We start from the raw sequence: 22,064 nt of genomic DNA, 5'->3' as shown, positions 1-22,064 counted from the left end.
CCGAGGTGATCACCGATGGCTGAAGTGTACAACTGGCAGATCGGACGCGAGATGGAGTACCCCTACGCCGAGTCTCGACCGGACCGGCAGTGGGGAGCAGTGTTCGACATCAACAAGTGTATCGCGTGTCAGACGTGTACGATGTCGTGCAAGACGACCTGGACCAGCGGCGAGGGCCAGGAGCACATGTTCTGGAACAACGTCGAGACCAAGCCCTACGGCTCCTACCCCCTCGAGTGGGACAAGGAGATCCTCGATCGGCTCGGGGTCCAGGAGTGGGGCTCGGACGGCGTCTACGAGGGTGACACGATCTTCGAGGCCAACGACATCGACTGGGAGGAGCAAGTACCCGACGACGATCCCGGAAACTTCCACGGCGAGGGGATCGAGGGATACCGGCCCGACGACGAGGACTGGACTCACCCCAACATGGGCGAGGACGAACCGGCCGGCGAATCCTTCGAATCGGATACCCACATTCAGGAGGAGACCCACCCGATGTGGTTCTTCTACCTCCCGCGGGTGTGCAACCACTGCACTTTCGCCGGCTGTGCGGGTGCCTGTCCCGTGCAGGCGGTTTACAAGCGCCAGGATGACGGCATCGTCCTCATCGACGAGGACAGCTGTCAGGCGATGCAAGAGTGCGTGCGGGCCTGTCCGTACGGGAAGTCGATCTTCAACCGGGAGGCTGGCAACTCCCAGAAGTGCGTCGGGTGTTACCCGAAAGTCGAGCAGGGACAGGTCCCGCAGTGTTTCGAGAACTGTCTCGGCAAGATCCGCCAACACGGCTGGGTCAATCCCCGTGGCGAGCACGACCCGTCGAACCCCATCGACTACCTCGTCCACGAGGTCGAGGTCGCCAAGCCGCTGTACCCGCAACTGGGACTCGAGCCGAACGTCTACTACATTCCGCCGATCAACGTGCCCGACGACTACCTGTTCCAGATGTTCGGACCCGGCGTCTCCGAGGCAAAAGAGACCTACCGTGCGGCCCGCCGCGGTGACGAGGAGTACCGCAAGCTGCGGGGGCTGTTGCACCTGATGGGTTCGACCGAGTGGCGCATCGAGGAGTTCGAAGTCACCGACGAGGAGGCGATCGGCTACGACGGAAGCGGCTCGGTCGTCGCCCGCGTGCCGATGGAGGAACCGCAGTACGAACGCGACCGCTTCGACGCGGAGAACGACGTCTACCGACTCGACATCACGTGATCGTCGACCATGACTGACCCGGAAACCCACGTTCACCGCGCACGACTGTACAAGCTCGCGTCGCTTTCGTTCGACCGCCCGGACGACGAACTCGAAGCGGCGCTGCTCTCGGGCGAGTTTGCCGAGCAGGTGCTCGAATCCGCCGCGGCGCTCGAGGCCGAGGCCCTGCGAACGCACGCGGAGTCGGTCGTCGAGACGGCCCCGAAAGACGCAGACGGCGTTGCGGACCTCTACTCGGACTGGGCGAGCCTGTTCGGCTTCGAAAAGGGCGGCGAGATCCAGCTCTACCAGATCGAGTACGGGCCCGGTACGCTCGTGACCAGCACCGACACGCTGGCGGATATCGCGGGGTTCTACCGCGCGTTCGACCTCGAGCCTCGGGACGGCAACCGCGAGCGCGTCGACCACCTCTGTCTCGAACTCGAGTTCCTCTCGCACCTCGCGCTCCAGACGGCCTACCTCGACCTCGACGGCGACGAGACCGGCGTCGAGGTCGTCACGAACGCACAGGCGGACTTCCTCGAGGATCACCTCGGTCGCTGGACGCCGCGATTCCGTGACACCGTCCACGAGGACTCTGACGTGGCGTTTTTCGAGGCGCTGGCCGATCTGGTCGACGCTCTCATCGCCGCCGACGCCGACCAGTTCGGTATCGAGCCGGACGTGTTCGACGAGGCACCGCCGGCACCGACGGAGGGGCTCGTCGGCGACGACGGCGGTGACTTCCGCTGTGGTACCTGTGGTTCGAACCCGTCCCCGACGGGATCGAACCAGACCACCCCCGAGATGCCGATGAGGGGCCGAAACGAACCGAAATAACTGCTCGTCGTTCACGCGTCGGCTCCCGCGGGGTCGGTCACGGTCGTCGGCCTCCGATTCTCCCCGTTCGGTTTTCGCCCCTTGCCGTCGTCGACTCGAACGGATCATGGGGTTCCAGCGTTACTGTCGGTATATGGCTAGCGCCGTTGTGATCCGTCCCGTCTGTCTCGCCGGGCCGAGCGACGCCGGCAAGACGACGCTCGTCGAACGGCTCGTCCCAGCGCTCGCCGACCGCGGCGATCGCGTCGCGACCGTGAAGTCGATCCACCACGATATCGAGGTCGACGATCCGGGGACCGACACCCATCGCCACCGGACCGCCGGCGCGGAAACGGTCGTCGGCATCACGCCGGAACTCACCTTCGAGGTCAGCAGCCGTGGCAAGCGGGATTCATGCGATCTGCCCGAGGGCGTTCTCGAGGGACCGTTGCTCGAGGCCGCCCGTGACGATCCGGAACTGCGAACGCTCGCGAGTACGCTCGTGCGTCTCGCCCGACGAGGCTACGACGTCGTCGTCGTGGAAGGTTTCACGGCCGCGCCACTGCCGACGATTCTCGTCGGGGATCGCGACCCCGACGCGGTCGGCGGCGACGTCGTCGGACGCGGCGACGACGACCTCGAGGCGCTCGTCGAGACGGTTCGGTCGCTCGAGGGGATCACGATCCGGGATGCCGACGGGTCGTGATCGGTGAACCGACGCCTCACTCCGCCCGGCCAGAGATTCTTCGACTCATCGATGGCAAAGTTCTCTCGAGTCTCTCACAACCGTCGTGACACTGCCCCAGAAACGAAGGAATTGATCGATGACAGAACTCCAGAAAGAAAAGTTTCTACGAGGAGACAGTCGGTTTCGTCGGCGCTAATCTTGTTGGAAGTGGGGTTATGCCGGTCCCTGTTGTAGCAAGGAGCGAGACGCATGACATCGATTGCAGATATCGAGATTCCGGCCGACGGCACGGGATTGGGCGAGCTCTTCGAGGCGGTCCCATCCCTCAACTGCGAGATGGAGCGGGTGATCGCCTCGAGCGGCCACGGCCTGTGGCTCTCCGGCGCGAGCCAGGACGAGGTCGAGACTGCACTCGAGGACGCGTCGGCGATCGGGGAGTTCTCCCTGATCAGCAGCGACGAGGACCGCTGGCTCTACGACATCGAGTTCGATCCGGAGACGGTCGACGTCTTCGAACTCGTCTTAGAGGAGGGCGGGACCGTCCTCTCGGCGTCGGCCTCGAGCGGCACCTGGTTGATCAGCATCCGGGTGGTCGATCGCGAGAGCGTCAGTTCGCTCTACGATCGCCTCGTCGAGGACGACGTCTCGCCGACCATCGTCCGCCTCTACGACCTGGCCGAGGAGAGCCACTCCCAGTGTGGCCTCACCCCACGCCAGTACGAGACGCTCGTGGCGGCCATCGACCACGGCTACTTCGAGATTCCCCGCGAGGTGTCGATGCAGGAACTCTCGGAGGAGCTGGACATCTCCCACCAGGCGCTCTCGGAGCGGCTGCGACGGGCCTACCGTGCACTCGTCACGTCCGAACTGAACGTCGCCGAGGACGAAACGACCGCCCCCCCAATCCCGTCGGACTAAGCTGTCCGATCCCGGCCGACCGTCGTCCGGGTTTCACCCGGCCCGGCGCTCCCGATCGAAGCGACCGATCGCGGCGGGCTCGAGTCGAACGGCTCGGACCCTCCGCGGCGGTTCGTAGACGATATCATACACCCAGATGAGTGGTTGATTCTGTCAATTTCTGGGCTTAACTAACATTCTTAGCAGACGTATCAACTGACGTGGTGAGTTCGCTCAGGGAAACTTCTCTAATTAGTACACGGAGTATCTTCCCTGCCATGTCCGAACGAACTACAGGAAGAATATTTCCGAAGTAATAAATATAAAGTGTTATATTTTAATCAGCGATCAAGTTGTCCGTCTGATTTCCACGCACATGGGACCATATCGTGCGTATATTCGCCAAATTTGATGTTCCTATCCTCATCGATATAGATTCCATCGAACCCTCTCGCCATCTCTACTGATACGGGACCGTCTTCCACCGTTTCTGCGGAATCGACCGTGGCCTCGAGCTTGTACTCGCCGTAACGAAGATCATGGTCATCCAGCGTGATACTATCTCTAGCGTCGACCTCGAACCCGTCGTCGACTATCGTTTTAGGCTCGAACGTATCCGAGAACGGTTCGTAAAGGATGTTGAGCGATAGCGTCAATTCACTGTGTGACTGGTTGTGGATATCTACTGTAGTATCATTCGTGGGAAGGCCTTCTTCCAGCACGAGTGTCGTCTTCTCACCGTCCGAATCGATCTCTGCTCTGTAGTATCGACGTTGGTCATCTACGATACTCTGAATGAAAGTGGGATCGACACCCAGTATCTCTTCTAAATAGAGTTGTTCACTCGTTTCGTACGATCCGTCTTCCAGCGCTTTCGTTACTTCTTCTGCTGCCTCACTGGGAAGATGATTTTCCCTAATTACACTTAGAGGACATTCTTCATAGTCTGATGGCGTCAGACTCTCGTTCTTTTTGCTGTCTGTTGTGGACGAGTCAGTCTCCTCGTTGTCTGTTGTAGTCGAGTTATCGATACAGCCTGCGACAAGACCACCTGTGATAGTCGTCATAAATGCAAGAAGCACACGTCGTTTCATGGTTGATTTACCATTTACAGCGGTAATTACTTTCCTTTGGGTATTTCCCCAGACAACTGGCAGATCTCACTAGTTTCGGAAACGACCCAGACAGGGTTAGGCGGCCTCGAGCGAGCGTCTCCGGGTTCTTCCGCGTTCGTGCCGTCTCCGTAGCCGATCCGGTTCCGAGACGGGTCCGTCCGCTCGTAGCATCGCCGAACGAATCGTGACGCTCCGTTCGGATTCCTGTACCGTTAAGCGGCGACCGATCCATGCTCGAGGTATGCACGTCGAGCGCACCGACGACGTTCTAGAACTCACGTTCGATCGACCGGGGGCGATGAACGCCCTGACGCGGGAGACGGTCACCGAGTTAGCCGATCGGATCGAGGCCGCTTCCCCCGACGAATACGACGCCGTCGTTATCAGCGGCGAGGGCGAGGCCTTCAGCGCCGGCGGCGACCTCGAGATGCTCGCGGAGACCCCCGAGTCCCCCCAACAGGCCTACGCCGAAGTTACCGAGACGTTCGGTCGACTCGTCGAGGCGATGCTCGAGTCGCCGGTGCCGATCGTCGCGAAGGTCAACGGCGACGCCGTCGGCGCGGGATTGGCCGTCGTCGCGCTCTCCGATATCGCCTACGCCGCCGAAGACGCGACCTTTTCCTGTGCGTTCGTCCGCGTCGGGCTGATTCCGGACACCGGCGGGACGTTCATGCTACCTCACATCGTCGGCCTGCGCGCGGCGAAGAAGCTTGCCTTTACGGGCGAGTTCTTCGACGCCGAGCGGGCGGCGGAGCTCGATCTGATCAACGACGCCGTACCCGCCAACGAACTCGACGACCGCGTCGCCGAGACCGTCGATCGACTGGGACGACGACCGACGGACGTTATCGGCATGATGAAACAGGCGATGCACGAGAACATGGCCCGTCACTGGTCCGAGGCGCTGGACTACGAGAACACGCTCCAGGTCCAGGCCCGGTTCTCCGACTCCCACGAGGAGGGTGTGGCCGCGTTCCTCGAGGATCGCGAACCCGACTTCGACTAATCGGCGCTCACGGACCGAATCGCCGGGAATTGCCTTCGAACCGCAAGCGGGCGCAAGCAACAGGGTTGTGGGCCGCTCAATCGTTTGTCATACCGCAATGTCACCCGAGTTCACCGACGACGACATCGGCAAGACCGTCGTCAACGCGGACGGCGAGGAGGTCGGCATCGTCGCCGACGTCGAACACGGCACCGCTCACGTCGAGGCCGACCCAGGCATTACGGACACGATCAAGGCCAAACTCGGCTGGGGCGGTTCGGACGAGGACACGTACCCGCTCCAGGAGCAATCCGTCGCGACGGTGACCGACGACGAGGTCCGCCTCGAGAGCGACCTCTCGGGTCGCGGAACCGACACCGGAACCGGAACGGGCACTACTGGTACAGGCACCGGGACGGAGACCGGTGGTCGAACTGACACCGGCATGGATACCGGCGGATCCGAACCCCGACCCGGCACCGAGACGACCGGGAGCGGCGGCGCAGGCACGACCGGCGGTAGCCGCGACACCGACGACGACATCATCGGCGACGACGAGGGCATGATGGGCGACGACAGCGACGACGACCTGATCGGTGACGACGACCAGGGAAGACGAAGTGACGACGAAGGCCTCATGAGGGACGACGATGACGACGAGGGTCTCATGAGCGACGACGATGACGACGAGGGTCTCATGAGCGACGACGATGACGACGAGGGTCTCATGAGCGACGACGATGACGACGAGGGTCTCATGAGCGACGACGATGACGACGACGTCATCGGTGACGACAGGCGGTAACCCGTCGACTCGAGCCGACCGGTCGCGATTCCCGATCGGTCATCGCCGTTTCCCGTCGGTTTCCGTTCCGTCGACCGCCCGGCTGGTGGACCGGTGTTACTGTCCGTTGCCGTCCGGTCCGGGGGATTCCTCGCCCGTCTGCGGCTCCGGCGGTTCCTGTGATTCTGCCGTCGGTTCGTGTTCGTCGCTCTCGCCCAACTCAGACTCGTCGCCCCGCTCTGGCCGTTCGCGACGTTCTTCCTGAACTGGCTGTTGCTGGTGGGGTTGACCGCGGCTCTCGGGCGGACCGGCCTGTCGACTTTCGCGACCAGGCGGCCCCTGCTGTTGCTGCGGTTGCTGCGTACTCCCTCGAGGGGACGGCGAGCCCCCAGGCGGCTGCCTATCAGCGTGGGGCTGTGACCCCTCGTGGCCCGACGGCTGCTGTCCGTACTGTCCCTGTCGACTCGAGCCGGTGTACGCGGACTCGGACGGCGGTCGTCCCTCGGTCCCAGTGGGCGGTTGCTGGTCACCAGTGCCCTGTCGCGTCACCCACTCCCCAGTCTGGGGGGCCGTCGATCCCTGTTGGGACGTCGATTCGCCGCCAGCCATCGGTTCCCGTCGTTGTCGTTGACTCTCCCCGTGCTGCCGCCCTCGGCTACCGCCAGCCTGTTGCATCGTCGGGCGGCCGCGTTGGGTGGGTTCGCCCGGCCGCTCCATCTGGTGTTCCTGTCGGGGCATCCCCTGGGGTCGCTGCTCCATCTGCTCGCCCATCCGCTGACGCTGCGCCCCCATCCCCTGGGTTCGTTGTCCGAGTTCCTGGGTCTGCGCGCCCATCTCCTGGGCCATCTGCTGGCCGGGCTCGGTTGCGGCGTCCATGCCCTTCTCGATCGCACGCTCCATCTCGGGAACGATCGCTTCCATCCCCTCGATGTAGCTCTCGAGCATCGTCTCGGTGAGCTGCTGGCCTGGAACGACTCCCATCATCGACCGCGTCATCTCCATCCCCTGCTGCTGAGCCATCCGTTGCCACTGTAACGCGCTCAGCGTCATTCGGGCCACGTTCTGCTGGAGGTCCAGCAACTGCTCCATGGCCTCTTTCCCCTGGTTCATCGTCGGCTCTTGGTTCTCCCGCGTCTGGGTGGATTGCTGGTCAGTCATGATACTCACGCGAGGATCCTGATCTATCGCGCCGCTCGCGTCCGTCGGGCGTCGATCCGATCCTCGGTCGTCTCCGAGGGCAATCGTGAGCGGAATAAAGGCAGCCGTCGGTTACGACGGGAAGAGCCGGACGAACCGGCTGAAACATTATTACGTTGACAGAATGTGGAGCGAAGAGACGGATTCGAACGCCGACGATTTCTGCGCAATACGCAGCCGTCACCGATCGAATCCGTCGTAAGACGCGGTTACCGACCGTTTCACGGCACCGGACGAGCGTTCGGAGATTCGATACTCCAAGGACCCGTCAGTCGTCCGAGTCGGGTTCACCGTGAGTGACGCCCTCGCGTTCCTCTGCCTGCATTCGACGGAGGGCGGCCCGGGCGTTGCCACTCTCGTAGCCGAAGAACACCCGTTTCCCGTAGGTTTCGGCGACCTCCGTCGCGTGGATCAAGTTGTCGATATCGACGTTTACCGCGTACAATTCGATATTGAACGGCGTCTCGAGCGCGCTGTCGAACCCCTTCGCGATGGTCTCGAGCCAGTAGGTCGTCTCGTAGGCAGTGTCGTAGAGGGGAACCACGAACTCGTCGACGTACTCCTCGATGGCCTCGAGGTCGATGCCGGCCCGCTCGTAGAGGTGGCCGGGGTAGGGGTCCGGATACAGCGTCATGTAGACGGTGCCGGGGATCCGGTTGGCCGCCGCGGCGACGAACTCGGTGACGACGCTCGCGCGCCACTCGAACCGATCGTCGTAGTCGCTCTCCTGGAAGTTCCGCTCGCAGACGCCACAGCGACAGTACTCCGCGCGCGGGAAGCCGACGTCGTCGAGGCGGACGTCCTCGTTCGCGGCGACGCAGTCGTCGATGACGTCGAACAGTCCCTCGCGGTAATCCTCGCGACTCGGGCAGATGTAGGCCCAGTCGAAGTACTCCCGATCCCTCGTCGCCGGCCGTCCCATGTCGTCGACGGGGACCAGCGACGGATCGGCGTCCGCGGCCGCGTTGTCACCGAAACACGAGACCATGTTGACCCCGTGTTCGATCGGTTCGGCGGACCGGCCGGTCACGTCCTTGACTTCGTAGAAGCCGCGGTCGAACTCCGGCCACTCGATTTCTTCGGCGTTACGCGTGACGACGCCGTACATACCTCGTGGTACGTCGCCGTCCCCGTAAGCCGTTCGGAACGGTCGACTACGGTGCTATTCGGCTGGGTCGTACTCGACGTCGACTTCGGAGGAGTCGCTGATGACGACTTTCCAGACGATGGCGATGACGACCAGGACGGCCAGAATCTTGACGATTCGTGACAGTGACATGTACGTTCGAACCTACGACCGGTTCCTACTTAGATATTCTGGAACCATTCGTCACAACAAAACACAGTCACGCGGGCCGAACGACGGCGACTATCCGCCGCTCGCGCCCCAGTTAAGTTTCGATCAGCGACGCGATCTCTTCGCGGACGATCGTCTCGCAGTACGTACAGCGGACGCCGTCCTCGAGCACCTCGAACCGCGAGGAGACCGGCTCGTCACCCGTCGTGATACAGCCCGGATTGGGACAGGAGAGGACTCCCGTGACTTCTTCGGGGCGTTCGACGCGGTGTTTCTCGACGACCTCGTAGTTCCGGACGATGTTGATCGTCGCATCGGGGGCGATCAACGAGAGAACGTCGACCTCGTCCTGGCTCAGTTCCCGGCCTTCGACCTTGACGATGTCTTTGCGCGCGAGTCGGTCGGAGGGGACGTTCATCCCGACGGAGACCTCCTCGCCCTCGCTACCGTCGATGCCCAGAATCGCGAGGACGTTCAGCGCCTGCCCGCCACGGACGTGATCGATGACGGTCCCGTCGCGGATCTTGCTGACGCGCAGTTCGTGGTCGGAGTCGTGGCGCTCGTGGTCGTCACTCATCGTTCTCACCCCCAGAATCGTCCAGCAGGAGATCCAAAAGCGCCATCCGCACCGGAACCCCGTTGTGAGCCTGCTCGAAGTACGCCGCGTACTCGGTGTCGTCGATCTCGGGCGCGATCTCGTCGACGCGCGGCAGCGGATGCATCACCGTCAGGTCGTCGCTGGCCGCCTCGAGCGTCTCGGTGTCGATCTGGTACTCGCCGGCGACCTGCTGGTACTCGCTCTCGTCGGGGAACCGCTCGCGCTGAATGCGCGTGACGTAGAGGACGTCGAGCGACGGGAGGACCTCCTCGAGCGATTCGTGCTCCCGGACCTGAGTGTCTCCCTCCTGATGGAGGTCGTAGACGACCTCGCGGGGCAACTGGAGGCTCTCCGGGCTGATGAAGTGCTGTCGTGCGTCGAAGTTCGTCAGCGCGTGGGCCAGCGAGTGGACGGTACGACCGTACTTCAGATCGCCCATGATGCCGATCGTCAGGTCCTCGAGCCCGGCGTTCTCCCGGATCGTGTAGAGGTCCAGCAGCGTCTGGGTCGGGTGGTGGCCCGCGCCGTCGCCCGCGTTTACCAGCGGGACGTCGACGTACTCGCTGGCCATCTTGGCCGCTCCCTGTTTCGGATGGCGCAACACGAGTGCGTCCGCGTACCCCTCGATGACCCGAACGGTGTCCGCCAGCGTCTCCCCTTTCTTCACGCTCGAGGATTCGACCGAACCCATGTCGACGACGTCGCCCCCCAGGCGCTTCATCGCGGTCTCGAAGCTCATCTTCGTCCGCGTGCTCGGCTCGAAAAAGAGCAACCCGAGCAGCCGGCCCGCGTGTCGATCGGCGACCGCCGACGGGTCGGCGTCGATTGCTGCCGCGCGGTCGAGGACGGTCTCGATGTCCTCGAGCGAGAGTTGTTTGCTCGTGATGAGGTGGTCGTGGCGCATTCGTTCGTGAACGGTCCTGCAAAACCCTTGAAGCCACCGTTCGACGGCGACGCTCTGTCAGTCCCTTCCATAGCGGGTTCTGGTAGCGGGCGGAGCGTCCGAAAGCAAAGAGTTATGCGGGTACTACAGTAACAGTCGGACACTGTATGGACGGTCGGCTGGAAACGGGTATCGAGGTCCTCGATCGAAAGCTCGACGGCGGCGTCCCGCCAGGCTACGTGATCGCGTTCACGGCCGATCCGGCCAGCCAATCGGAACTGCTCCTGTACGAACTGACGGCCATCCGGGGCACTCTCTACCTGTCGACGGAACGTACCGACGACGTGATTCGGGAAGCCATCGATCGATCGCCGTCCGACGTCGGCAACCCGACGGTCAGACACGTCGCCGACGAGAACCCGCTCGAGGAAGCGACGCGGCTGATCGAGGCGTTGCCCGACGGCGCGAACCTCATCATCGATACGATGGACGTGCTCGAGCGAACCGACACGGAGGCGTACGTCTCCTTCCTCAACGACCTCAAGGCCCGGATGCTCGAAACCGGCAGCATCGCCGTCTTGCACTGTCTGAAGGGGTCGGACGAACCCCCCAACCGGACGCGCACCCACCACGCGGCCGACGCCGTCTTCGACCTCGAGACGGCCGTCACGGGCACCGACCTCCAGAACATGCTCGCGATCCCCAAGTTCCGCGACGGCGGCCAGCCCACCGAGACCATCAAACTCGAGTTGACCGAGGAAGTGGCGATCGACACGAGCCGCGACATCGCGTAAGGTCCCCGCTCGCTGTACGCGAGGTAGCTGATTGCAAACCGATCGCCAGCGTAGCGGCAGCCGGCCGCCGGGGCCGCGGCCGACTCGGACGACGGTTCGGTAGCCGTCGACGAACGAACCCTACTCCCGAGTCGTCTCCGCAGTCGGATCCTCGGCGTCGACCCACCGTTCCCAGAAGGTGTCGAACTCGGATTCGTCTTCGGTAATGCGACTCCACTCCGCGAGCCCGCGTTCCTCGCGGGTGCCCGGAATCGTGTTGTCGAGCACGAGCGCCGCGAGGCCGCCGACCGCCATCCCCGTCGAGCCGATGATGAAGACCGTATCGACGACGGCGATCGCGGCGGCGACGAGCCAGCCTTCGACCGGCGTCCCTGCGATGGGGTCGGCCTCGAGCAACGGCGCGAGCGTGGCCTCGACGCCGATCGCCTCGCGGAACGCGAGGGTGGTCTCGAAGTTCCCCATGTACGCCGGGATGGCCAGCCCGACGAACAGCGCGAAGCCGACGACGAAGACGTTTCTCGAGGAGTCCAGATCGACGTGGCGGAGGTTCGAGACGCCCACGGCGACGATCTGGGCGAACATCGCGATGAACAGCCCGCCGACGATGGGGTCGGGGATGGTCTCGACGAGCTGTCCGAAGTAGCCGACGAAACCGAAAAGCAGCATGACGACGGCACCGAGCTGGACGACGTACCGCGAGGCGACGCCGGTCAGCCCGATCGCACCGACGTTCTCGGAGTAGGAGGTCGAGCCGCCCGTCCCCATGATGCCCGAGAAGACGTTCATCAGTCCTTCCATTCCGATGCCGTGGTTGATTCGCTTCTCGCTGGGCGCTCCGGAGCCGGTCAGGTTCGCCACGGCGTAGTAGTCGCCGATGCTCTCGACGATCGAGGCCAGGACGCCCGCGAACATCCCGATCGCGAACGACGTCGTGATCTCCGGGGTGCCCCACTGGAACGGATAGATCGGCAGGACCGGGTCCGCAGCGACGACGTCGGCGAGGTCGACGTAGCCAGGGTGTGCGTCGGTGATGACGCCGGTCACGGAGAGCGTGGCGGCGACGGCCCACGCGATCCCGAGCGCCAGCACGACCGGGTAGAGCCGGAAGGCGCGGGATTTGACGTCCAGATACTGCGAGAACAGCAGGATGAGGCCCAGCGTCAGACCCAACAGCAACCAGCTTTGCTCGTCGGTCACGATCTGATCGGCGTCGAACAGCGCGAGACCGATGAGCATGATCGTCGGCGCGATGACGACCGGCGAGAGGAACCGTCGGAGTTTCCCGACGAGACCGAGATAGCCCATCGCGACCTGGACCGTCGCGGCGACGATGATCGCTCCCTGTAACTGTAGCAGGGCGGTCTCCCAGCCCGCGCCACCGTCGACGCCGCCGGCGGTCACGACGGTGATGATCGCAAGGGCCGGCGCGAGCATCGAGAACGGCGCACCCTGGACGATCGGATACCGGTTCCCGAACGTCGTCTGGGCGAGCGTCGCGATCCCCGAGACGACGAAGAAGGTACCGATGAACCGCGCGGCCACGTCACCTGGCATCCCCATCGCGTCAGCCAGAATCAGCGGCACGGCGATGTTCGCCCCGACCATCGTCAGGTAGTGCTGAATTCCCAGCACGAACGATTCGCCAAGCGGTGGTTTGTCGTCGATCCCGTACTCGATATCCTCGCTGACGGCGACCTCGGCGTCCGAGCCGCCAGCGTCGTCAGTGACGTCGTCCCCCGTATCGCTCATTCTCGTCGGATAACGAGCGAGGGTGACCATATCGATGTTGATCTGGCGTCGCCGTCTGCACAGGGACGACCGCTCCGCTCGAGCCGCGGTTCGCCGTCGTCATCGGTCGTTCGACGCGGCCCGGTCGGCCACAGCGCGGACCGTCTCGGGGGAGAGCGCCTCCAGAGAGACCAGTTCGCCCGCCGTCTCGCTCGCGACGACGTCCGAGAGTCCCGCCCGGGAGTCGTCGCCGGCGTCGACGACGAGCACGGTCGCGTCGGCGGCCGCCAGTCTCCGCGCGGCCCGCCGCGTCGCTTCGGTCGGACTCCCGTCGGCGACGTTGGCCCGACCGTCAGTGACGAGGACGACGACCGCGGCGTCGGTGTCGGCGCGCTCGAGGACGCGCCGAGACGTCTCGAGGCCCGCGGGGAGCGGCGTCCGATCGCCCGATGGCAACTCCTTGAGGTGGCGTGCTGCCAGCGAGACGCTGTCGGTCGGCGGAAGCAGGACCGCCGCGTCCTCGCCGGCGAAGGCGACGAAGGCGACCCGATCGCGGTGTTCGTAGCTGTCTCGCAACAGGTCGAGGACGACCCCCTTCGCGGTGCGCATCGCGGGCCGCATCGAGGCGCTGGCGTCGACCGCGAAGACGATCGTCGCCGAGGTCTCGCCGGTACGGACCGACTGTCGGAGGTCCCGTTTCTGCACGCGGGAGTCCCCGCGCGCGGCGGCGGAGCGAACCGACGCCGCCGCGTCGATCGACCCGTCGCCCGAGGCGGGTTCAGTCCGGACGCGAGCCCCGCGGTTGTCCGTGCTCGGACCCGTGCCTGCCCGCGAACCGCCCGCGGTCGTCGCGTCCGTACTCTCCACGTCGGGCGTCTCGAGGTCCGGGGCGGTCGCCTCGCCGACTTCGGCGATCTCGGCGCGCTGCTGGCCAGGGACGATCGGCTGGACGTCCTCGTCGTCGCTCTCGTCACCGTCGCCGTCTCCCGACCTGCGATCGCTCGAGGACCCCGGCTCGTCGGGATCACCGCCAGCCTCGGCCGGTGACGGCTCACTGCTCGCCGCATCGTCCGCGTTCTCGGGGCCGCGTTCGGCACCGGACTCGTCCGATCCGTCGTCTCCGTCGGCGTCGCCGTCGTCGCTCGAGCCGTCGGGTCCGTCTTCGCTGCCGCCGTCGCCATCGATACCTTCGTCGCCGGACTCGGTTCCTGCGTCGTCGCTGCGGTCCGTCTCGTCACCGTCGCCGTCGGCGTCCTCACCGGTCTCGTCGTCGCCGTTTCCCTCGTCCGGCGACTCCTCGTCGAACCGCTCCTCGAGCAGGTCCGCGAGATCGGGTTCGTCCTCGAAGGGCGTGCTCCGGAGCCGGTGAGGAAGGGTGTAGCCCGCAGCCTCGTGGACGTCCGACTCGATGACCGTCGTTCGGCCCTCGAGCGCCGCGATGGTCATCGCGGTCCGGGCAGTCGCCACGTCGCCGCGGTGACCGTCGACGCCGGCCTCGAGGCAGAGGTCGGCGATCTCCGCCTTGAAGTCGTCTGGGAGGGTGACCGCTGAGAGGCGGTCGCGGGCGCGCACGACCTCCTCGCGTAAGGCCGCGGTCTCGTCGGCGTACTCGGTCCAGGGGTCAGTCCCGTCACCACCATTGGCGGCGTCGGTCTCGAGCGCCCGATCGATGACCTCGACGCGCTGGTCGATCTCGCGACAGCCCTCGACGGTCGCCTGCAGGGCGAAGCGATCCCGGAGCTGGGGCCGCAGGTCGCCCTCCTCGGGGTTCATCGTCCCGATCAGAGTGAACTCGGCGGGGTGCGAGACGCTGATCCCGTCGCGTTCGACGCGATTCACCCCGCTGGCGGCGGCGTCGAGGATGACGTCCACGAGATGGTCCTCGAGCAGGTTCACCTCGTCGACGTAGAGGAGGCCCCGATGTGCGCGAGCCAGCAGGCCGGGATCGAAGTCGGCCTCGCCCGCCAGCGCGTCCTCGACCGAGAGGGTGCCGACGACGCGATCTCGAGTTGCCCCCAGCGGGAGCGTCACGAGCGGGACGGGCCGCGTTTCGACGGGCATCTCGTCCGGGTCGCGTTCGCGGCAGTCGGCACACTGTAGCGCGAGGTCGTCGGGTGCGCAGCCGTACGGGCAGTCGGCGACGGCCCGTTGCTCGGGAAGCAGGTCGACCAGCCCCCGGACGGCGGTCGATTTCGCCGTTCCCTTCTCGCCGACGACCAAGCCGCCATCGAGGTCGTCGTTGACGGCAATCGCGAGCAGGACGCGCTTCAGTTCGTCCTGGCCGACGATCGCCGGGAAGGGGAGCGACGACAGCTTTTTGTCCTCGGGCTCTGCAACCATATTTGCGCTAATACAATAGAGGTTTAAAAACGCGATGACTACGATCGGGATCTACACCGCCACGGAGAACGAACTCGGATCGATCGGCCGGGCCGCCGAGCGCCTCGAGGACGTCGAACTGGTCGTGCGCTCGGAGAGCGATCTGGACGACGAGGCCGAAATCGAGGCGTTCGTCGACGAACTGCGCGACGCCGCGACAGCGATCTTCTGGCTGCACGGGGCCGAGGACAGCATGCCCGGCTACGAGTACGCGACGGGCGAACTCGAGGATGCGGGCGTCCCGCTGATCGTCAAGGCGACCGGCGACGCGTTCGCCTTCGAGGATACGACGGTCAGCGACGAACACCGCGACCGCGTCTACGACTACCTCGAGAAGGGCGGGACGATCAACGTCGAGAACCTGTGTCGGTTCGTGGCGTCCGAGTACGCGGGTCGAGACCTCGAGTACGACGAGCCAACCGAACTCCCCACCGAGGGCGTCTACCACCCCGACTACCCCGGGATCGGGTACGAGGAACTGCTCGAGACCCACGACCCCGACAAACCGACGGTCGCCGTCTGGTTCTACGAATCCCACTGGACGCACGAGAACACTCGCTACGTCGACGCGCAGGTCCGCGCGCTCGAGGAGCAGGGCGCGAACGCCCTGCCGATCTTCTGCAACCCCGCAACAGACACTGACGAGCAGGAGGACGCCGAGTGGGTCACCGACAACTGGCTCTTAGACGACGGCGAGCCGATCGTCGACGCCGTGCTCTCCTCCTTCATGTTCTCGCTGTCGATGGACGAGCGCGGCCGATCGGCCAGCGACGAGGGCGAGTCGGCCGAGGACGTCTTTCTCGATCGGCTCGGCGTGCCGGTCCTCCAGACGATCACTACCATGCGTTCGCGCTCTCGATACGAATCCAGCGATACCGGCGTGATGGGGTTCGAACTCGCCCTCTCCGTGGCGCTGCCGGAGTTCGACGGCAACGTCATCACGCACCCCATCTCGGGCAAGGAACACACCGACGACGAGGCCGGCATCGGCTCCGCGCCGAAACACCACTTCCCGATCGAGGACCGCATCGATCACGCCACGCGACTGGCGGTCAACTGGGCCGAACTGCGCCACACGCCGAACGAAGACAAGCAGATCGCCGTCGTCCTCCACAACTACCCGCCGAGCGACGACGGCATCGGCACCGCGTTCGGCCTCGACTCGCCCGAGTCGACGGTGAATCTGCTCGAGGAACTCGACGCTCGAGGATACGACCTCGGCGGTGAGACGCCCGACGACGGACAGACGCTGGTCGAGACGCTGACGTCGCAGTTGACGCTCGAGGACCGCTGGGTCGCGCCGGAGGACGTCCGCGACCTCTCGGTCGACGTAGTTTCACCCGACACCTACGAGGAGTGGTTCTCCAAAGCGGACGAGCGGTTCCGGGAGAACGTCGTCGAGGAGTGGGGCGACGTCCCCGACCGCCCGTTCGCCATCCCGGGCGTCGAGTTCGGCAACGTGCTCGTCACCGTACAGCCCCCGCGCGGGTTCGGAATGGACCCCTCGAAGGTCTACCACGACTCCGACCTGCAGCCGCCCCACGACTACTACGCGTTCTACGGCTGGCTGCGCAACACGTTCGAGGCCGACGCCGTGGTCCACCTGGGTACGCACGGCAGCCTCGAGTGGCTCCCCGGCAAGACGGTCGGGCTGAACGGCGAGAGCGCGCCCGATCAACTGATCGACGATATCCCGAACGTCTACCCCTACATCGTCAACAACCCCGGCGAAGGGACGCAGGCCAAGCGCCGATCCTACGCCGCCATCGTCGACTACCTCACGCCCGTCATGCGGTCGGCGGGCACCTACGACGAACTCTCGGAACTCGAGGAACTCGCGAATCAGTACCGCGAGGCCGGGATGGAGGACGCCCGGGCCGACGACGGCGAGCACCTCGAGACGCTCATCCGCGAGACGGTCGAGGAACTGGACCTCGCGGTCGAACTCGGCATCGCGGGCACCATCGACGAGAAAGCCGACGTCCGCGGTCCGGACGAAGCCGGTTCGACGCTCGCTGAGGGCGACGTAGACGGCGACGAGGTCGCCATCGACGAACTCGTCGAACGGATCCACGAGTACCTCACCGACGTCAAGACCACCCAGATCCGGCTCGGCCTGCACACGATGTCCGAGCCGCCGGCCGACGAGCGCCTCGTGGAGTACCTCGTCGCCCTAACTCGGCTCGAGAACCCCGGCGCGCCGAGCCTGCGTGAGAGCGTGGCCGGCGCGCTCGGCATCGACTACGAGAAGATGCTGCACGCGCCCGGCGAGTACGACGAGGCGCTGGGGATAACCTACGCCGAGGCCGCGGACGTCGTCCACGAGACGAGCCTCGAGTTGGTCGAAACGCTCGCGGAACACGACTTCGACGTTCCTCAATCAGAGCGCGAGGCCGGTCCCGACGACGAGGTGAACATGAACCTGCTCGTCGTCGATCTCGATACGATCGGCGACGCGCGGGCGAAGTCTGGCGCTCACGACGACCTGCGGAAGGTCCTTGCGTACATCTGCGAGGAGGCCCAGCCCCGCGTGCAGGGTGCCGAAGACGAGATTCCCCGCACCGTGGACGCGCTCTCGGGCGAGTACGTCCCGCCCGGCGGATCGGGCGCGCCGACCCGCGGCGGCGTCGACCTGTTACCCACGGCGCGGAACTTCTACACACTCGATCCGCGGAAGGTACCGGCCAAGCCCGCCTGGCAGGTCGGGAAGGAAGTTGCTGAGGGCGTCCTCGAGCGCCATCACTCTGAAGAGGGGGAGTACCCCGAGGAGATCGGCGTCGTCGCGTGGGGCACCCCCACTGTCCGCACCCGCGGCGAGACCATCGCCCAGGTGCTGGCCATGATGGGCGTCGAGCCGCAGTGGACGGACGCCGGCCGGATCGACGACGTCGAGCCGATTCCGCTCGAGGAACTCGACCGACCCCGCATCGACGTGACGACCCGCGTCTCGGGCCTGTTCCGCGACGCCTTCCCGGCCGCGGCAGGGGTCATCCACGACGCGGTGGACGCCGTCGTCGACCTCGACGAGCCCCACGAGATGAACTACGTGAAGAAACACGTCGAGGAGGAAGCCGAAGAACTGCAGACCGAAGAAGGGCTCGACGAGTCCGACGCCCGCACGGCCGCCAAACACCGCGTCTTCACGACCAAGCCCGGCGGCTACGGTGCCGGGACGAACAAGGCCGTCGACGAGGGCAACTGGGACGATCGCTCCGACCTCGCCTCCGTCTACGTCCAGTGGGGCGGCTACGCCATGGGCTCGAGAGGCCGCGTCTCGGACGCCCACGACGCCTTCGAGCGACGGCTCTCGAGCGTCGACGCCACCGTGAAGCTCGAGGACACGATGGAGCAAGACGAGTTCGACTCCTCGGACTGGTACGCGTTCCACGGCGGCTTCATCTCGGCGGTCTCGGAAATCGCGGGCGAGGAACCCGCCTCCTACGTCGGCGACTCCTCGGATCCCGACAACGTCTCCGTCTACACGAACGAGGAGAAGGTCCGCAAGGCCATGCGCTCGCGCGTGCTCAACCCTGACTGGCTCGAGTCAATGGAGGAGCACGGCTACAAGGGCGCGGGCGACCTCTCGACGACGGTCGACGTGACGCTCGGCTGGGACGCGACCACCGGCGTCGTCTCCGATACGCTCTGGGCGGAGGTCGCCGAGAAGTTCGCCTTCGACGACGCCCGTCAAGACTGGATGCGCGAGGTCAACCCGTGGGCGCTCGAGTCGATCACTGACACCCTGCTCGAGGCGATCGAGCGCGGTTTGTGGGACGCCGACGACGAGACGATCGACCGGCTGCGCGACCTCAATCTCGCGGTCGAGGGCGATCTCGAGGCGCGGACGACCAACGAGGCCGTCGGCGGGGACGCGGAGGTGTCGACCGATGACTGACGGCGACCAAACATTCGAGGAGGAGTACGCCGACCTCGGCGCGACCACCCAGAACGCGATGGACATCGCCGAGACGAGCATGGACATCGTCCGGCAGTTCGTGCCCGACGAGACCCTCGCGGACCGGGTTCGCCAGAAGTCGGTCCACTCGATGGGCGACATCGAGTTCCAGCACCTGATCCGGTTTACGGGTGCGGACGACCTCGGCGGCGACGAAGACGCACCGGTCCGCGCCGGCGCTCGAGCGGTGCTCGAGGAGGCCGACGTCGTCACGGACATCACGATGGTGAAAGCCGGTGTGACCGGTCGCGGCCACGACTGCGACGTGTCGAAGGCGATCGGTCACGGAAAAGAACTGGCCGAGCGGACGGGGATGACCCGCACCGCGGCGGCGATGCTCGAGCTCGACAAGGAGGACACCTTCGAGGGGTCGATCGTCACGATCGGCAACGCCCCGACGGCCGCCCTTGCGCTGGCCGACTGTATCGAGCAGGGAACTCGGCCCGCCGTCGTGGTCGCGAACCCGGTCGGCTTCGTCAAAGCCGAGGAGAGCCGCCGGCGCGTCCGCGAGGTCAGCGAGGAGTTCGGCGTCCCGGCGATCACCCACGTCGGCCGCCGCGGCGGTAGCGGACTGGCCGCGGCCCTGACGAACGAACTGATTCACGTCGCAAAAGACGTGCGTACCGACGAACTCGAGTTGGACCTCGATGCCGAGACGCGCGCCGAATCCGGGAAAAACCGATGAGCGACGACTACGACCTCGACGCCGGGCCGGATCCGGCAACGTTTGCGGCCGCCGAGCCCGAACCCGAAATCGACGAGGACCGGGACGATCCCGTCCCCGTCGTCGGGGTCGGCCCCGGCAACCTCGAGTACCTCACGCCGCGAGGCGAGCGTGCGATCCGCGAGGCCGACGTCGTCGTCGGGTTTACCACCGTCGTGGAGTTCGTCGCGGATCTGACCGACGCCGACCTGCTGACCTGCGGGTACGAGGACGAGGCCGAGGCGCTCGAGGAGTTCGCCCAGCGCGTCGCGAGCGGCGAAGACGGCACGGCAGTTGCGATGGGCGACCCGAACCACTCGGGCTACCAGTTCGTCGGGAAGGTCCAGGACGCCGTGGAACGAGAGGCGGCGACGCGTGGCCTCGAGCCGCGACCGGTCCGCGTCGTGCCGGGCATCTCCTCGTTGCAGGTGGCCGCGAGCCGGGCCCGGACGCCGATGGAGGATACCGAGTTCGTCACGTTACACAAAAGCGGCGACCTCGCGGACGACGTGGAACGGCTCGCCGCCGCGGTCGTCGCGGACGAGCGACACCTGCTCGCGCTACCCCGTCCGTACGACCGGATGCCGGGCGACCTCGCCGCGTTCCTCCTCGAGCAGGGGGCCGATCCCGACCTCGAGGCGCTCGTGCTCGAGGCACTGACTCACGAAGACGAAGCGATCCACCGATTTACGCTCGCGACACTCGCGGACCACGCCGGTGGCGGCGGGAGCGACGAGACGCCGTTTTCGGACCTGGTCGTTCTCGCCGTCCGTCAGCCCGTCGGCGACTGAGTTCCTCCCACGGGTAACTTATCGACGGACGCCGACGCCGCTGCAAGCCGACCATCCCGTCGATTTACTCGTCGGATCGCTGCTCCTGGAGGACCGTCCCGATGGTCGTCGACACCTCCTCGAGCGCGACGGCGTGGGTCTTCCTGAGGTCCCCGTTCTGTGCGGTCTCGAGGTGTCGAAGCGCCTCGCGAAGGTGGTGTTCGACGTCCGGCTGGTCGTCGTCGGTCATGGTTGTAGGGACAGGCCATACCGGATTCGGACGGGTAAATTCGTCGGTGGTGTGGATCGGCCGCCGGCTAGTCGGCGAGCAGTTCGCTGGGATCCCAGACCGAAACCGTTGCGTCCGGATCGTGGTACGGTTCGTAGACGTCGAGCAACCGGTAGCGCTGGGTCAACTCGGCGAAACCAGGCCCCTGAAGCTTGACGTACTCCGGCGGCTCGAGTCCCATCCCGATGTAACAATCTCGAATCTGACAGAGGAGGTGGTGCTGGATTGCGTGTTTGAACTCCTCAGGTGTCCCGGGATCGAACGGGGGCAACTCGACGGCGGCGATGAGCGGGTCGTCGATCGTGGCGTCCGAGACGAAGACTTCTTCCCCGGTCTCGGGATCGAACCGACACGGGTAGGTTCCGGTGAGGGTCAACTCGACTAACTCGCTCAGATCGTAGCCACGCGAGTTGGCGACCTGACCGACGTCGGAGAAGAAATCGGCCCCGGTGGACGATTTCCCGCCGAACATGCTGGCGAACTGGTTTTCCACGAACGCGCCGCCGAGGGCGTCGAAGAACTGCTGGAGTTCGGTCGCGCCGGCGGAGGCGGAGACGTCGACGTCGAGCAAACCACAGTAGTAGACGAACGATCCGTCTTCGCCGTCGTCGGTCGACGTCGACGGCTCGTCGTCGGCCTCGGCGTGCCGTGAGAGTTGCAACCGAACGGGATCGAACAGTTCTTCGAACTCCTCGGCGGAGTACGTATCGAGGATGCCGACGACGGTGTCGACGAGATCCGGATGGCGGCCCAGCAGGAGTTCTTGGTTGGTGGTCTGCTCGGCGAAGATATACCGCGCGAACTGCTGGACCTGTCGCAGCAGCTCGTTCGTCGCGGGCGTTCGTTCGGTCGGGTCTCGCGGGTAGGCGTCGGTCTCGTGGTACTCGACCCGACAGTCGGTATCGACCGTCACCGTGTGATCGTTTCCACGGTTGTCGACGACGTGGAGCTGTGCTGTATCGCCGGATTTCGAGAGGATTGTTGCGTCCATACGT

Annotated in this window: 19 protein-coding genes; 10 read left to right on the top strand and 9 right to left on the bottom strand. The window is 65.2% G+C overall.

Annotated features, from left to right (window positions below; all coding sequences use genetic code 11):
• The first annotated feature begins 15 nt into the window (after positions 1-15).
• The 4 genes from TX79_RS08920 (at position 16) to TX79_RS08905 (ending at position 3,613) form a co-directional block, all read left to right on the top strand.
• A complete protein-coding gene (locus tag TX79_RS08920; RefSeq protein WP_049927102.1) occupies positions 16-1,209 on the top strand; it encodes a 4Fe-4S dicluster domain-containing protein in 1,194 nt (397 codons plus the stop codon).
• Positions 1,210-1,218: 9 nt separating this feature from the next.
• Positions 1,219-2,028, top strand: a complete 810-nt coding sequence (locus tag TX79_RS08915; RefSeq protein WP_049927101.1) for a TorD/DmsD family molecular chaperone — start codon at positions 1,219-1,221, stop codon at positions 2,026-2,028.
• A 133-nt stretch (positions 2,029-2,161) separates the two neighbouring features.
• Complete coding sequence (locus TX79_RS08910; RefSeq protein ID WP_049927100.1) at positions 2,162-2,713, top strand: molybdopterin-guanine dinucleotide biosynthesis protein B; 552 nt, start codon at positions 2,162-2,164, stop codon at positions 2,711-2,713.
• Positions 2,714-2,944: 231 nt separating this feature from the next.
• The gene (locus TX79_RS08905; RefSeq protein WP_049927099.1) at positions 2,945-3,613 is read left to right on the top strand and encodes a helix-turn-helix domain-containing protein; all 669 of its coding nucleotides are present in this window, start codon (positions 2,945-2,947) and stop codon (positions 3,611-3,613) included.
• 320 nt (positions 3,614-3,933) lie between these two features.
• On the opposite strand, the gene TX79_RS19290 is transcribed toward TX79_RS08905, so the two are convergent.
• Positions 3,934-4,659 carry a hypothetical protein gene (locus TX79_RS19290; RefSeq protein WP_154660489.1) on the bottom strand — a complete coding sequence of 242 codons (726 nt, stop codon included), beginning with the start codon at positions 4,657-4,659 and terminating at the stop codon, positions 3,934-3,936.
• 289 nt (positions 4,660-4,948) lie between these two features.
• On the opposite strand from TX79_RS19290, the gene TX79_RS08895 reads away from it, so the two are divergent.
• Both TX79_RS08895 and TX79_RS08890 read left to right on the top strand, forming a co-directional pair.
• Positions 4,949-5,713, top strand: a complete 765-nt coding sequence (locus TX79_RS08895; protein ID WP_049927097.1) for an enoyl-CoA hydratase/isomerase family protein — start codon at positions 4,949-4,951, stop codon at positions 5,711-5,713.
• 97 nt (positions 5,714-5,810) lie between these two features.
• The gene (locus TX79_RS08890) at positions 5,811-6,497 is read left to right on the top strand and encodes a hypothetical protein (RefSeq protein WP_049927096.1); all 687 of its coding nucleotides are present in this window, start codon (positions 5,811-5,813) and stop codon (positions 6,495-6,497) included.
• 96 nt (positions 6,498-6,593) lie between these two features.
• On the opposite strand, the gene TX79_RS08885 is transcribed toward TX79_RS08890, so the two are convergent.
• The 4 genes from TX79_RS08885 to pyrB form a co-directional block, all read right to left on the bottom strand.
• Positions 6,594-7,634, bottom strand: a complete 1,041-nt coding sequence (locus TX79_RS08885; protein ID WP_154660488.1) for a hypothetical protein — start codon at positions 7,632-7,634, stop codon at positions 6,594-6,596.
• Positions 7,635-7,941: 307 nt separating this feature from the next.
• Positions 7,942-8,781, bottom strand: a complete 840-nt coding sequence (locus tag TX79_RS08880) for a hypothetical protein (RefSeq protein ID WP_049927094.1) — start codon at positions 8,779-8,781, stop codon at positions 7,942-7,944.
• A gap of 283 nt (positions 8,782-9,064) precedes the next feature.
• Positions 9,065-9,547, bottom strand: a complete 483-nt coding sequence (gene pyrI / locus TX79_RS08875) for an aspartate carbamoyltransferase regulatory subunit (protein WP_049927093.1) — start codon at positions 9,545-9,547, stop codon at positions 9,065-9,067.
• Complete coding sequence (pyrB, locus tag TX79_RS08870; RefSeq protein ID WP_049927092.1) at positions 9,540-10,472, bottom strand: aspartate carbamoyltransferase; 933 nt, start codon at positions 10,470-10,472, stop codon at positions 9,540-9,542. Before pyrB ends, pyrI begins: the two co-directional genes overlap by 8 nt.
• A gap of 146 nt (positions 10,473-10,618) precedes the next feature.
• On the opposite strand from pyrB, the gene TX79_RS08865 reads away from it, so the two are divergent.
• Positions 10,619-11,245 carry an RAD55 family ATPase gene (locus TX79_RS08865; RefSeq protein ID WP_049927091.1) on the top strand — a complete coding sequence of 209 codons (627 nt, stop codon included), beginning with the start codon at positions 10,619-10,621 and terminating at the stop codon, positions 11,243-11,245.
• Between the two features lie 120 nt (positions 11,246-11,365).
• On the opposite strand, the gene TX79_RS08860 is transcribed toward TX79_RS08865, so the two are convergent.
• Positions 11,366-12,994: a uracil-xanthine permease family protein gene (locus tag TX79_RS08860; RefSeq protein WP_049928334.1), complete on the bottom strand. Its 1,629-nt coding sequence runs from the start codon at positions 12,992-12,994 to the stop codon at positions 11,366-11,368.
• 99 nt (positions 12,995-13,093) lie between these two features.
• Entirely contained in the window at positions 13,094-15,313 is a 2,220-nt protein-coding gene (locus TX79_RS08855; protein ID WP_049927090.1) for a VWA domain-containing protein, read from the bottom strand.
• A gap of 34 nt (positions 15,314-15,347) precedes the next feature.
• On the opposite strand from TX79_RS08855, the gene cobN reads away from it, so the two are divergent.
• Genes cobN through TX79_RS08840 form a run of 3 tightly spaced genes read left to right on the top strand, consistent with a single transcriptional unit; the run spans position 15,348 to position 20,801 of the window.
• Positions 15,348-19,247, top strand: coding sequence for a cobaltochelatase subunit CobN (gene cobN / locus TX79_RS08850; RefSeq protein ID WP_049927089.1), 3,900 nt, complete (start codon positions 15,348-15,350; stop codon positions 19,245-19,247).
• Positions 19,240-19,992, top strand: coding sequence for a precorrin-8X methylmutase (locus TX79_RS08845; protein WP_049927088.1), 753 nt, complete (start codon positions 19,240-19,242; stop codon positions 19,990-19,992). The genes cobN and TX79_RS08845 overlap by 8 nt, the downstream gene beginning before the upstream one ends.
• Positions 19,989-20,801, top strand: a complete 813-nt coding sequence (locus TX79_RS08840; RefSeq protein WP_049927087.1) for a cobalt-precorrin-7 (C(5))-methyltransferase — start codon at positions 19,989-19,991, stop codon at positions 20,799-20,801. The genes TX79_RS08845 and TX79_RS08840 overlap by 4 nt, the downstream gene beginning before the upstream one ends.
• A 64-nt stretch (positions 20,802-20,865) precedes the next feature.
• Here the strand turns inward: TX79_RS08840 and TX79_RS19650 are convergent, their stop codons facing one another.
• Together TX79_RS19650 and TX79_RS08835 are read right to left on the bottom strand one after the other, a co-directional pair.
• The gene (locus TX79_RS19650) at positions 20,866-21,030 is read right to left on the bottom strand and encodes a hypothetical protein (RefSeq protein ID WP_195892479.1); all 165 of its coding nucleotides are present in this window, start codon (positions 21,028-21,030) and stop codon (positions 20,866-20,868) included.
• 67 nt (positions 21,031-21,097) lie between these two features.
• Positions 21,098-22,060, bottom strand: a complete 963-nt coding sequence (locus TX79_RS08835; RefSeq protein WP_049927086.1) for a hypothetical protein — start codon at positions 22,058-22,060, stop codon at positions 21,098-21,100.
• Between the last annotated feature and the right edge of the window lie 4 nt (positions 22,061-22,064).

The sequence above is a fragment of the Halopiger goleimassiliensis genome (assembly GCF_000455345.1).
GTDB lineage: Archaea > Halobacteriota > Halobacteria > Halobacteriales > Natrialbaceae > Halopiger_A > Halopiger_A goleimassiliensis.
Note: the sequence above shows the minus strand (reverse complement) of the source record. Positions and strands in the feature narration are given on the sequence as shown.

Bases quoted from the DNA above. Each gene is read 5' to 3' on its own strand.
- TX79_RS08920 (WP_049927102.1), top strand. From the start codon at position 16: ATGGCTGAAGTGTACAACTGGCAGATCGGACGCGAGATGGAGTACCCC.
- TX79_RS08915 (WP_049927101.1), top strand. From the start codon at position 1,219: ATGACTGACCCGGAAACCCACGTTCACCGCGCACGACTGTACAAGCTC.
- TX79_RS08910 (WP_049927100.1), top strand. From the start codon at position 2,162: ATGGCTAGCGCCGTTGTGATCCGTCCCGTCTGTCTCGCCGGGCCGAGC.
- TX79_RS08905 (WP_049927099.1), top strand. From the start codon at position 2,945: ATGACATCGATTGCAGATATCGAGATTCCGGCCGACGGCACGGGATTG.
- TX79_RS19290 (WP_154660489.1), bottom strand. From the start codon at position 4,659: ATGACGACTATCACAGGTGGTCTTGTCGCAGGCTGTATCGATAACTCG.
- TX79_RS08895 (WP_049927097.1), top strand. From the start codon at position 4,949: ATGCACGTCGAGCGCACCGACGACGTTCTAGAACTCACGTTCGATCGA.
- TX79_RS08890 (WP_049927096.1), top strand. From the start codon at position 5,811: ATGTCACCCGAGTTCACCGACGACGACATCGGCAAGACCGTCGTCAAC.
- TX79_RS08885 (WP_154660488.1), bottom strand. From the start codon at position 7,634: ATGACTGACCAGCAATCCACCCAGACGCGGGAGAACCAAGAGCCGACG.
- TX79_RS08880 (WP_049927094.1), bottom strand. From the start codon at position 8,781: ATGTACGGCGTCGTCACGCGTAACGCCGAAGAAATCGAGTGGCCGGAG.
- pyrI (WP_049927093.1), bottom strand. From the start codon at position 9,547: ATGAGTGACGACCACGAGCGCCACGACTCCGACCACGAACTGCGCGTC.
- pyrB (WP_049927092.1), bottom strand. From the start codon at position 10,472: ATGCGCCACGACCACCTCATCACGAGCAAACAACTCTCGCTCGAGGAC.
- TX79_RS08865 (WP_049927091.1), top strand. From the start codon at position 10,619: ATGGACGGTCGGCTGGAAACGGGTATCGAGGTCCTCGATCGAAAGCTC.
- TX79_RS08860 (WP_049928334.1), bottom strand. From the start codon at position 12,994: ATGAGCGATACGGGGGACGACGTCACTGACGACGCTGGCGGCTCGGAC.
- TX79_RS08855 (WP_049927090.1), bottom strand. From the start codon at position 15,313: ATGGTTGCAGAGCCCGAGGACAAAAAGCTGTCGTCGCTCCCCTTCCCG.
- cobN (WP_049927089.1), top strand. From the start codon at position 15,348: ATGACTACGATCGGGATCTACACCGCCACGGAGAACGAACTCGGATCG.
- TX79_RS08845 (WP_049927088.1), top strand. From the start codon at position 19,240: ATGACTGACGGCGACCAAACATTCGAGGAGGAGTACGCCGACCTCGGC.
- TX79_RS08840 (WP_049927087.1), top strand. From the start codon at position 19,989: ATGAGCGACGACTACGACCTCGACGCCGGGCCGGATCCGGCAACGTTT.
- TX79_RS19650 (WP_195892479.1), bottom strand. From the start codon at position 21,030: ATGACCGACGACGACCAGCCGGACGTCGAACACCACCTTCGCGAGGCG.
- TX79_RS08835 (WP_049927086.1), bottom strand. From the start codon at position 22,060: ATGGACGCAACAATCCTCTCGAAATCCGGCGATACAGCACAGCTCCAC.